This is a genomic window from Brevundimonas sp. (assembly GCF_044239655.1).
In the GTDB taxonomy this organism is placed as follows: Bacteria; Pseudomonadota; Alphaproteobacteria; order Caulobacterales; family Caulobacteraceae; genus Brevundimonas.
This window is the reverse complement of record NZ_JBIIAY010000116.1, coordinates 1-9,760: the sequence shown is the minus strand read 5'-3', so window position 1 is coordinate 9,760 and position 9,760 is coordinate 1. Positions and strand designations below refer to the sequence as shown.

Genomic DNA, 9,760 nt, shown 5'->3' with positions numbered 1-9,760 from the left:
CAAGCTTTAGCGGGTCCGTGCGACGATGGCGAGACGGATCGCAGCCCTTTCCCGAGCCGCGTCGAAAGGAGTAGAGAGCCGCGATGAACCCACATGTCGCCCCCGCCGTCGCCCTGTCTCAAGACTGGGACACGCTGGATCACGCCAAGTTCGCCGACGAAACCCAGGCGGTCCGGGCCAATCTGACCCGCATCCCCTTCGACGCTGCCGGCCGTCAGGCCGTGGTGGACGAGGCGACGGCCCTGGTCGAACACGCGCGCGCCAGCCAGAAGAAACAGGGCGTCGTCGAGAGCTTCCTGCAGGAATTCAGCCTCGGCACCCGCGAAGGCCTGGCCCTGATGTGCCTGGCCGAAGCCCTGCTGCGGACGCCCGACGAGGACACGCGCGACCGGCTGATCGCCGAGAAGATCGGCTCGGCCGACTGGGCCAGCCATCTGGGTCAGTCCGATAGTCTTTTCGTCAACGCCTCGACCTGGGGCCTGATGCTGACGGGCAAGCTGGTCGACGCCGACGAACAGGCCAAGACCGACCTGCCCGGCTTTCTGACCCGCGTGGCCGGCCGTCTGGGCGAGCCGGTGATCCGCCAGGCCGTGGCCGCCGCCGTGCGCATCATGGGCGAGCAGTTTGTGGTCGGACGCACCATCGAGGCGGCCCTGAAACGGTCGAACCGCGAGGGCTGGCTGTGCAGTTTCGACATGCTGGGCGAAGGGGCCCGCACCACCGCCGACGCCGAACGCTATGAGCGGATCTACGCCGACGCCATCACCGCCGTCGGCAAGACGGCCAAGGGCCAGGGCCCCGAGGCCGGGCACGGCGTCTCGGTCAAGCTGTCGGCCCTGTCGCCGCGCTATGAGGCCACGCACGAAGGCCGCGTCTGGGACGAGCTCTATCCGCGCATCCATCGGCTGGCGAAGATCGCGGCGTCCTATGACATCAACTTCACCATGGACGCCGAGGAGGCCGACCGCCTCGCCCTGTCGCTGAAGCTGCTGGACAGGCTGGCGCATGAAGCCGACCTCGGTAACTGGACCGGCCTCGGGCTGGCGGTGCAGGCCTATCAGAAGCGGGGCCCCGAGGTCATCGAACGCGTCGCCGACCTGGCCCGGACCTCCGGGCGGCGGCTGATGGTCCGGCTGGTCAAGGGCGCCTATTGGGACACCGAGATCAAGCGGGCCCAGGTCATGGGCCGGACCGACTATCCGGTCTTCACGACCAAGGCGGCGACCGACCTCAACTATCTGATCTGCTCTCGCGCCATGATCGACGCGGCACCGCATCTGTATTCCCAGTTCGCCACCCACAACGCCCATTCGCTGGCCGCCGTGCATCGGATGGCGCGAGACCGGTCGGTCAAGATCGAGTTCCAGCGCCTGCACGGCATGGGTGAGGCTCTGTACGACGCCGCGCGCGAGACCTTCGGCCCCATGACCGTGCGCGCCTATGCCCCCGTTGGCGGGCATGAGGACCTGCTGCCCTATCTGGTGCGGCGCCTGCTCGAAAACGGGGCCAACTCCTCCTTCGTCCACGCCCTGCTGGATGAGCGGGTGCCGGCCTCGGCCGTCGCCGCCGACCCCGTTTCCGCTGTCGAACAGCACCCCGATCGCCACGCCAAGATCCCCACGCCCAAGGACATGTACATGGACCGCCAGAACTCGCTCGGCCGGGACTATTCGCAAGGCTCGGACCGCGAGCGCCACCGCCTGGCGCTGGAAAAGGTCGATGCCGAGAAGCTGACATCGGGCCCCATCATCGGCGGGGGCCTGCGCGCCGGGACGAACCCGACCGATGTGGTCAATCCTTACGACGGCATGACCGTCCTGGGGCATGTCTCGGAAGCCACGCAGGGTGACATCGACGCCGCCGCCGACGCCGCCGCGCGCGCGCAAGGTCCGTGGGACCGCATGGGCGGATCGAAACGAGCCCCCGTCCTTCGCGCCATGGCCGACGCGCTGGAGGCCGACCTGGATCGCCTGGTCGCCCTGCTGTCCCGCGAGGCCGGCAAGACCCTGAACGACGGTGTCGCCGAGGTGCGCGAGGCGGCCGACTTCTGCCGCTACTACGCCCTGCTGGCCGAACGCGATTTCGGCGGCCCCCAGACGCTCAACGGCCCGGTCGGAGAGGTGAACCGCTTGGTCCTGCACGGGCGCGGCGTCTTCGCCTGCATCAGCCCGTGGAACTTCCCCCTGGCCATCTTCACCGGCCAGATCGCCGCCGCCCTCGCCGCCGGCAATGCGGTCCTGGCCAAGCCGGCCGAACAGACGCCCCTGATCGCCGCCGAGGCCGTGCGCCTGTTCCACAAGGCGGGTCTGGCCCCTGACCTGCTGGCCCTGTTGCCCGGTCGCGGCGAGACGGTCGGGGCGGCCCTGGTCTCGCATCCGCTGGTCGACGGCGTGGCCTTCACCGGCGGCACTGACACGGCCCGGGCTATCAACCGCTCCCTGGCCGAGCGGCCGGGTGCGATTCTGCCCTTCATCGCCGAGACCGGTGGGCTGAACGGGATGTTCGTGGACACCACCGCCCTGCGCGAACAGGTGATCGACGACGTCATCAACTCCACCTTCGGCTCAGCCGGCCAGCGATGCTCGGCCCTGCGCCTGCTCTATGTCCCGCACGATGCCGCCGACAGCCTGATCGAGGGCCTCAAGGGTGCCCTGGCGGTCCAGGTCGTCGGCGACCCCGCCGATCCGGCCACGGACATCGGCCCGGTCATCGACGCCGACGCCAAGGGCCTGCTCGAGGCCCACCTGAAACGCCTCGAAGGCGACGCGAAGATCATCGCCCGCGCCACGGTCCATCCGGACGCGAAAGGCCACGTCTTCGCCCCGACGATCGCCGAGGTCCCGACCGCCGACTACCTGGAACGCGAGGTCTTCGGCCCCATCCTCCACGTCGTCCGCTATCATCCGAAGGAGTTGCAAACAGTCGCCGGCAAGCTGGCCGCGCGCGGTTACGGCCTGACGCTCGGCGTCCACTCCCGCATCGAGGCCTTCGCCGAAGAAGTCACCCGCCTCGTCCCCGCCGGCAACGTCTACATCAACCGGGGCGTCACCGGCGCCGTGGTCGGCGTGCAACCCTTCGGTGGCGAAGGCCTGTCCGGCACCGGCCCCAAGGCCGGCGGCCCCAACAGCCTGATCCGCTACGCCTCGGAAAAAGCCATCAGCAACAACATCTCCGCCCAGGGCGGCGATCCGGCCTTGCTGAACCTGTAACAACCGGTTCGTTAGGACAGGGTTGTCCAACAGACCGCGCGTTCTGACGAAGAAGGTTCATCACCAAGGGCACGAAGGGTGGGCGGGGGTCACCCTGGGTCCACGAAGAACACCAAGAGACCGAGTATGCGGAGCGTTTTGGGTCGAATGCAGGGCCAGGTTAGCGGTGGCTGCGCCGCCTGGCGTTGCGATCGACGCTCTGCGTCGTTCCCCATATCGCGTCGTTGCGGGAAGGCGAGTTGCCTATCTCCATCACTCGGTGCCTTCGTGTTCTTCGTGGACCCTTCGTGCCCTTGGTGATGAACCTGGTACCGGTCCTACCGTCGTCTATCTCTGGAGCACTCTGGGGACCACCTTTGAGGGGTGACGACGAATCGCCCTCCCCCGCTTGACGGAGGAGGGCGACCACGCGCTAAAGACGGCAACGCTTCCCCTGCGGTTCGGAGCCAGTCCCATGCGTCTCGCCGTTCTGGCCGGTCTAGGTCTCTCGCTGGTGCTGGCCGGGTGCGCGAGCGCGCCGCCACCACCGCCTCCGCCACCGATGTCGCCGGCCTATCCGGCTCCGCCCCCTCCCCCGCCGCCCGGCGGACCGGGCACGACCCAGCTGGACTGGCGCGCCATCATCACCTCGGCCGACCGGGACCGGTACCAGCGTCGTGACGCGGCCTGGAGCCTGGCGCTGGATCAGGCGCGGCGTCAGCCCGGATCGGGCGATCTGGCCGAGGTCGGCACCCTGATCGACCCCCGCGCCGCCCTGCGCGGGCCCGCCCTGTCGCCCGGCGACTATCGCTGCCGGACGGTCAAGCTGGGGTCGCAAGGCGGGCCGGAGGGCCTCGGCTATGTCGTCTACGGCTGGTTCGCCTGCCGCATCGACCAGACGCCGCGCGGGCTGAAATTCACAAAGGTCACCGGCTCCCAGCGCCCGTCGGGCCTGCTGTTCCCCGAGGACGGCGGCCATATGGTCATGCTGGGCTCCATGTCCCTGGCGTCGGAGCCCGCCGCCAACTCCTATGGTCAGCGGCCGGAACGCGATCTGGTCGCGGTGCTGGAGCGGATCGGCCCGGCGCGCTGGCGGCTGGTCATCCCCTGGCCCGAAAACGAGTCCAACCTCGACCTGATCGAGCTGATCCCGGCCTGATGAGACTGGCCTCGTGAGCCCGCCCGGATCAGGCCCTCGGTCGGTCGCCATCGTCGGGGCCGGTCCCACCGGTCTCGCCACCGCCCTGATCCTGGCGCGGCAGGGTCGTCAGGTCGTGGTCCACGAACGGTTCGATCAGGCAAAGCCGGTCGGGGCCGGCTTCATGCTCCAGCCCACCGGCCTGCATGTCCTTGACCGGCTGGGCCTGACCGCACAGGTCGAGGCCCTGGGCCAGCCCCTGATCCATGTCATCGGGCGCGAGGCGCGGCGCGGCCGGGTCGTGCTGGACGTGCGTCTCGACGACCTCCGGGCCCCCCGCCCCGCGCTGGGGGTGCACCGCTCGGCCATCTTCCATGTGCTGCACCAAGCTTGTGTCGCCGAGGGCGTGGATTTCCAGACGGGATATCAGGTCGCGTCTGCGTCCGCCGGTCGTCTGACCGACACCGCCGGTCGCACAGGCCCGACCTTCGACCTGATCGTCGATGCCTCCGGGGCCCGGTCTCCGATCGCACAGGCCCACGGTGCCCGCCGCATGGACCTGGCCTGGGGTGCCCTGTGGGGCACGGTCGCCTGGCCCGGCGCGCCCTTCGACGAGGGGGCCCTGCAACAGGTCTATCGCGGGGCCTCCAAGATGATCGGCGTCCTGCCCTGTGGTGCCCGACCCCATGCGCCCGACCGGCTGGCGACCTTTTTCTGGAGCCTGAAACACGCCGACCACGACGCCTGGCTCGGTGCCGGTCTCGATGTCTGGAAGGCGGAGGTGCTGTCGCTCTGGCCCGAGGTCGCGCCGATCCTGGACGAGATCACCGACCCGGACATGCTGACGTTGGCCCGCTACGGCCATCACACACTGGCGCGGCCAGTCGCCGACCGTCTGGCCATCGTCGGCGACGCCGCCCATTCGACCAGTCCGCAACTGGGTCAGGGCGTCAACATGGGTCTGCTCGACGCCATGGCGCTCGGCGATGCGCTGGACAGTCATGCCGATCTTGACGAGGCCCTGACGGCCTACAGCCGGACGCGCCGCTGGCACATCCGGCTGTATCAGGCGCTGAGCCTGGGCTTCACGCCCTTTTATCAGGCCGATGGAGGGCTGCTGCCCTGGGTGCGCGATCACATCCTGGGCAAGGCGGCGCGGATGCCGTTTGCGCCGCGACTGCTCGCCGCGACGGTGTCGGGCCTGCTGCTCGATCCGCGCCTTAAGGCTTAGCCCGGCCTAGTTGCCCTTGGCTTCGTTGGCGGCACCAGTCACGGCCTGACCGGCTGCGGTGGTGTCCTCGCCCACTCCAGCGACTGTGTTGCAGGCGGCGGTGGTCAGGGCGGCCGCGGCGGCGAACAGGACGAACAGCTTGCGCATGGCGAATACTCTCGGAACTGGCGACGAAGAGGAGCCCGTCGCATCTGGCGGATCAACGCCGCGCGCGACGCTCCGTTCCGACCACATCGCCGGGATCGGTCGGGGTGACCGCTTCGGGCGTGGCGAAGGTCATCCGGGCGATGGTGCCGCCGTTCGGCGCGCGCAGGGTCTCGGCCTCGCCCCTCAGCTGTTTGGCGAAGGCCCCCATGAGGGTGCGACCCACCCCGCCCTTGACGGCCTCCTCGTCCGGGCCCGGTCCGTCGTCCTGAACCTCGAGCACGCTGGTCGCGCCATCGACCTTGAAGCGGACCTGAAGGTCGCCGCCGCGACCCGCAAAGGCGTGCTTCTGCGCGTTGGTGACCGCCTCGACCAGCCACAGGGCCAGGGGTGCCAGCTTGTCGGGATCGACGACCAGACTGTCGGCCTCGATCGAACTCGACACCACCGGACCGCGCCCGGCGTCCGAGGCGACCAGCTGTCCGACCAGTTCGGTCAGGAACTCGCGCGCATCGGCGTGGCGGATGTTGTCCGACTGGTAGAGGGTCCGATAGATCAGGGCGAGCGCCGAAATCCGCTGGCGCGTATCCCCCAGCGCCGCCTTGGCCGGACCGTCGGTCAGGGCCCTTTGCTGCATCGACAGCAGCGACGAGATGATCTGCAGATTGTTCTTCACCCGGTGATGGATCTCGCGCATCAGCGCGTCCTTCTCGCCCAGGCTCTCGTTCAGCATGGCGTCGCGGCTGGTGATGTTCTCGGCCAGTTCGTCGAGCGTCTGGGCCAACAGCCGGATTTCCGACGGGGCGTGGGCGGCCTGCACCGGGCGCACCGAGAACCGACCCCGCGCATAGATGGCGGCGATCCGCTCCAGATAGTCGAGCCACCGCACCACGATCCGCTCGGACACCAGCATGACGGCGGCGAACGCCGTCAGCCAGGCCCCCAGCGGCAGCAGCAGCGACCCGATCGGATTCAGCCGCGCCCAGGACAACAGGCCCGGTGCCGGTGCGGACAGCAGCACATAGACATCGCGCCCCGCCAGGGCCGCGCCCGCATAGACCCGGTGCTGGCCTCGCACGTCATCGGCCTCGAACAGGCCTGATCCACTTGTGCGTGCCCGCTCGACCCAACCCGCCAGCGGCTCGTCGCCCTTCAGAGCGAACGCCTCCGGGTCCGTCGCAATCAGCAGATTGCCGTCGGCGTCGGTCAGCGCTGCCTGCGCACCCTTGGGCAGGGCCGGATCGGTGATGTCGGGCTGGAGGCTGTGCAAAGGCAGCAGCGCCGTCATGACCCCGTCGAACCGCCCCATGGGCCGCTCGACCCGGACGGCCGCAATCAGGGCCGGCTCTTCTCCATTGGCGCGGATGGAGCGGACAACGACCGTATCCTCCCCGGCGCGCGCGCGCTGGAACCAGACGCGGGCGCGCACGGTCTCGGCCGTGGTCGTGGGCGCAAACGGCCGGGAACCACAGATCGGCTCGCCCGTCGCCGAGACCCGGTACAGGGCTTCATAGCCGTCCAGCCGATCGACCAGGGCAGTCAGTCGCGGCGTACAGTCGGGACCGAGCGATTCAGGACTGAGCGCCTCCAGAAGGACGAAGGCGCTCTCCAGCCGGGCTCGCGTCGTGGCGGCCGTCCGGCCGGCGGCCAGTTGCAGGTCGGCGCGACGGTCGGCGTCTTGGCGACGGAAATCGGCCTGGGTCTGGACTACGCCCAGCAGGACGATCGGCAACAATGCCAGGGCCATGGCAAAGCCCAGCCGAAAGCGAATGCCCTGAAAACGTGTCGATTGGGGCCTGAGACCACGACCCAGGCCGCGCCCCCACGACCGGGTCAGCCTGCCCACGCTCAGCCTTGCCTGACGCCGCTCAGACGGTCCGCATCGGCCAGGATGGAACGCATGGCGTCACCCGCCGCGCGGCCGTCGCGGGCATATCCGCCGCGTTCCAGCGTCGCCAGCAAGGCCTTCCTGGCCCGGCTGACCCGGCTCTTGACCGTGCCCACCGCGCACTGACAGATCTCGGCCGCCTCTTCATAGGCAAAGCCGCCGGCACCGACCAGGATCAGGGCTTCGCGCTGTTCCTCGGGCAGGGTGTTCAGGGCCATGCGCAGCTCGTCCAGCGCGACCGGGGCCTCGGGATCGTCCACGGCCACCAGCGTCCGTTCGGCCGCTTCCTGATCCAGCTGGGACTGGCGCCACGACCGGCGCTTCTCCGAATAGAACTGGTTGCGCAGGATCATGAAGGTCCAGGCCTTCATGTTCGTGCCCATCTGATAGCTGGCCCGGGCATCCCAGGCCTTCATCATGGCGTCCTGCGCCAGGTCGTCGGCCGCGGTCGGATCGCCGGTCAGGGTCCGGGCGAAGGCGCGCAGATGCGGGATCAGCGTCACCAGCTCGCGCTTGAATCCGGCATCATCGGCGGATGGGGGCTTGGGCGGGGCGGGGGGCTTGGGAACGGCCGTGCTCATTCGCCGTCCTTGTCACCGGCGGCCTTCTCGTCGGCACTGCGCAGGATGGCCAGAAACTCGTCGGGCACCGGCTCATTGACCACTTCGTCGAACAGGTGACGCAGTTTCACGCCGATGGCCTGCTGTCGCAGCCGTGCCTCCTCCAGCCCGGCTTCGCCGCTGAGTGGGGAGGGCTTGCGCCGTGAAGAGTCTGAATTATCGATCATGGACAAGTCGCCGCCACCCGTTGCACGCATTCGAAAGACCGCCGACGTTGTGTCGCCGACTTCTTGTGGACCTCCCAACGTCGGCCGCTGGACAGAGTTCCTGACAGATGCGCATTTTATAGCCAAGGTTGGCGCTCGGCCATGGAACCGTGGCGGTTGTGATACGTTTGACGCCCATCGCACGATCGGGTTCCCGGTCGTGCATGACTGATATGTCGGGGAATTCTACGATATGAGCCTACTGGCCAGACTTGCGCCGCACCTGCCCTATGTCCGCCGCTACGCCCGCGCCCTGACCGGCGATCAGGCGACGGGCGACAATTACGTCCGTGTCGCCCTGGAGGCGCTGGCCGCCGGTGAGCGCCAGCTGTCGCCCGACATGACGCCACGCGTCGCCCTGTATCAGGTGTTCCACGCCATCTGGTCCTCGACCGGTGCCCAGCTGGAAGACGCCAGCGGTATCGAAAGCCGCAGCGGCGACGACGCCTCGGGCCGCCTGATGCGCATCGCGCCCCGCTCGCGTCAGGCCTTCCTGCTGACCGCGCTGGAAGGGTTCACCCCGTCCGAAGCCGCCCAGATCCTGTCGGCCGACGTTCATGACGTCGAGCGGCTGATCGGTTCGGCCCAGGCCGAGATCGACGCCGAACTGGCCACCGACGTCCTGATCATCGAGGACGAGGCCATCATCTCGGCCGACATCGAAAGCCTGGTCAAGGAACTGGGGCACAATGTCACCGCCACGGCGACGACCCATGACGAGGCCGTCGACGCCGTCGCCCGCCACCGTCCGGGCCTGGTCCTGGCCGATATCCAGCTGGCCGACGGCTCGTCGGGCATCGATGCGGTCAAGGACATCCTGAAGCGGTTCGATGTGCCGGTGATCTTCATCACTGCCTTCCCCGAGCGTCTGCTGACCGGCGAACGCCCCGAGCCGACCTTCCTGATCACCAAGCCGTTCCAGCCCGAGACCGTGAAGGCCGCCATCTCCCAGGCGCTGTTCTTCCACCCCTCGCGCCAGAAGGAAGCCGCCTGACCCCAGGCGAACGCCCGATACGAAAAGCCCCGGCCGCTCACGCGACCGGGGCTTTTTGCTGGCCTTCAGCCGACCTCAGTTCGAGGGCTGGGTCGGGGCGTTGACGTTGGGCGCGTCGCCCGTCCCGACCGGCACGGCCTGGCCGGTCGCGCTCGTCGGCGCATCGGCGGCGGACGGGATGGTGGCGTCGTCGCTGAACGCCTGGGCATCCACCGCCTGCTGGCCGTTGTTCGGGTTCTGGCTGGCAAAGCCACCGTTGGACAGGAACCACATGCCCAGCAACAGTACGGCCGCCGCCCCGGCCGAGACGATCAGGATCAGCAGAATACGCCCCCCCGGCCGGGCACCCCG

The 9,760-nt window shown here is 68.8% G+C and carries 9 protein-coding genes; 4 read left to right on the top strand and 5 right to left on the bottom strand.

Going from position 1 to position 9,760, the window contains the following annotated elements; all coding sequences use genetic code 11:
• Positions 1–83 precede the first annotated feature (83 nt).
• The 3 genes from putA to ACILQR_RS13545 all read left to right on the top strand — a co-directional run bounded on the left by putA (position 84) and on the right by ACILQR_RS13545 (position 5,557).
• The gene (putA, locus tag ACILQR_RS13555) at positions 84–3,209 is read left to right on the top strand and encodes a bifunctional proline dehydrogenase/L-glutamate gamma-semialdehyde dehydrogenase PutA (protein ID WP_395651926.1); all 3,126 of its coding nucleotides are present in this window, start codon (positions 84–86) and stop codon (positions 3,207–3,209) included.
• Positions 3,210–3,663: 454 nt separating this feature from the next.
• On the top strand, positions 3,664–4,347 hold the full coding sequence (locus tag ACILQR_RS13550) for a DUF4893 domain-containing protein (protein WP_395651925.1): 684 nt from the start codon (positions 3,664–3,666) through the stop codon (positions 4,345–4,347).
• A 13-nt stretch (positions 4,348–4,360) separates the two neighbouring features.
• Positions 4,361–5,557, top strand: coding sequence for an FAD-dependent oxidoreductase (locus ACILQR_RS13545; protein ID WP_395651924.1), 1,197 nt, complete (start codon positions 4,361–4,363; stop codon positions 5,555–5,557).
• A gap of 6 nt (positions 5,558–5,563) precedes the next feature.
• On the opposite strand, the gene ACILQR_RS13540 is transcribed toward ACILQR_RS13545, so the two are convergent.
• From ACILQR_RS13540 to ACILQR_RS13525, 4 genes are all read right to left on the bottom strand, one after another.
• Entirely contained in the window at positions 5,564–5,704 is a 141-nt protein-coding gene (locus ACILQR_RS13540; RefSeq protein ID WP_271145502.1) for an entericidin EcnA/B family protein, read from the bottom strand.
• A 52-nt stretch (positions 5,705–5,756) separates the two neighbouring features.
• Positions 5,757–7,448, bottom strand: coding sequence for a sensor histidine kinase (locus ACILQR_RS13535; RefSeq protein WP_395651923.1), 1,692 nt, complete (start codon positions 7,446–7,448; stop codon positions 5,757–5,759).
• Positions 7,449–7,549: 101 nt separating this feature from the next.
• Complete coding sequence (locus tag ACILQR_RS13530; protein ID WP_395651922.1) at positions 7,550–8,170, bottom strand: sigma-70 family RNA polymerase sigma factor; 621 nt, start codon at positions 8,168–8,170, stop codon at positions 7,550–7,552.
• Positions 8,167–8,376: a NepR family anti-sigma factor gene (locus tag ACILQR_RS13525; RefSeq protein WP_395651921.1), complete on the bottom strand. Its 210-nt coding sequence runs from the start codon at positions 8,374–8,376 to the stop codon at positions 8,167–8,169. The genes ACILQR_RS13530 and ACILQR_RS13525 overlap by 4 nt, the downstream gene beginning before the upstream one ends.
• Before the next feature lie 232 nt (positions 8,377–8,608).
• Between ACILQR_RS13525 and ACILQR_RS13520 the strand changes: the two genes are divergently transcribed.
• Positions 8,609–9,409 carry a response regulator gene (locus ACILQR_RS13520; protein ID WP_395651920.1) on the top strand — a complete coding sequence of 267 codons (801 nt, stop codon included), beginning with the start codon at positions 8,609–8,611 and terminating at the stop codon, positions 9,407–9,409.
• A gap of 75 nt (positions 9,410–9,484) precedes the next feature.
• Here ACILQR_RS13520 and ACILQR_RS13515 read toward each other — a convergent pair.
• The coding region (locus ACILQR_RS13515) for a hypothetical protein (RefSeq protein WP_395651919.1) at positions 9,485–9,760 on the bottom strand (276 nt) is incomplete at its 5' end.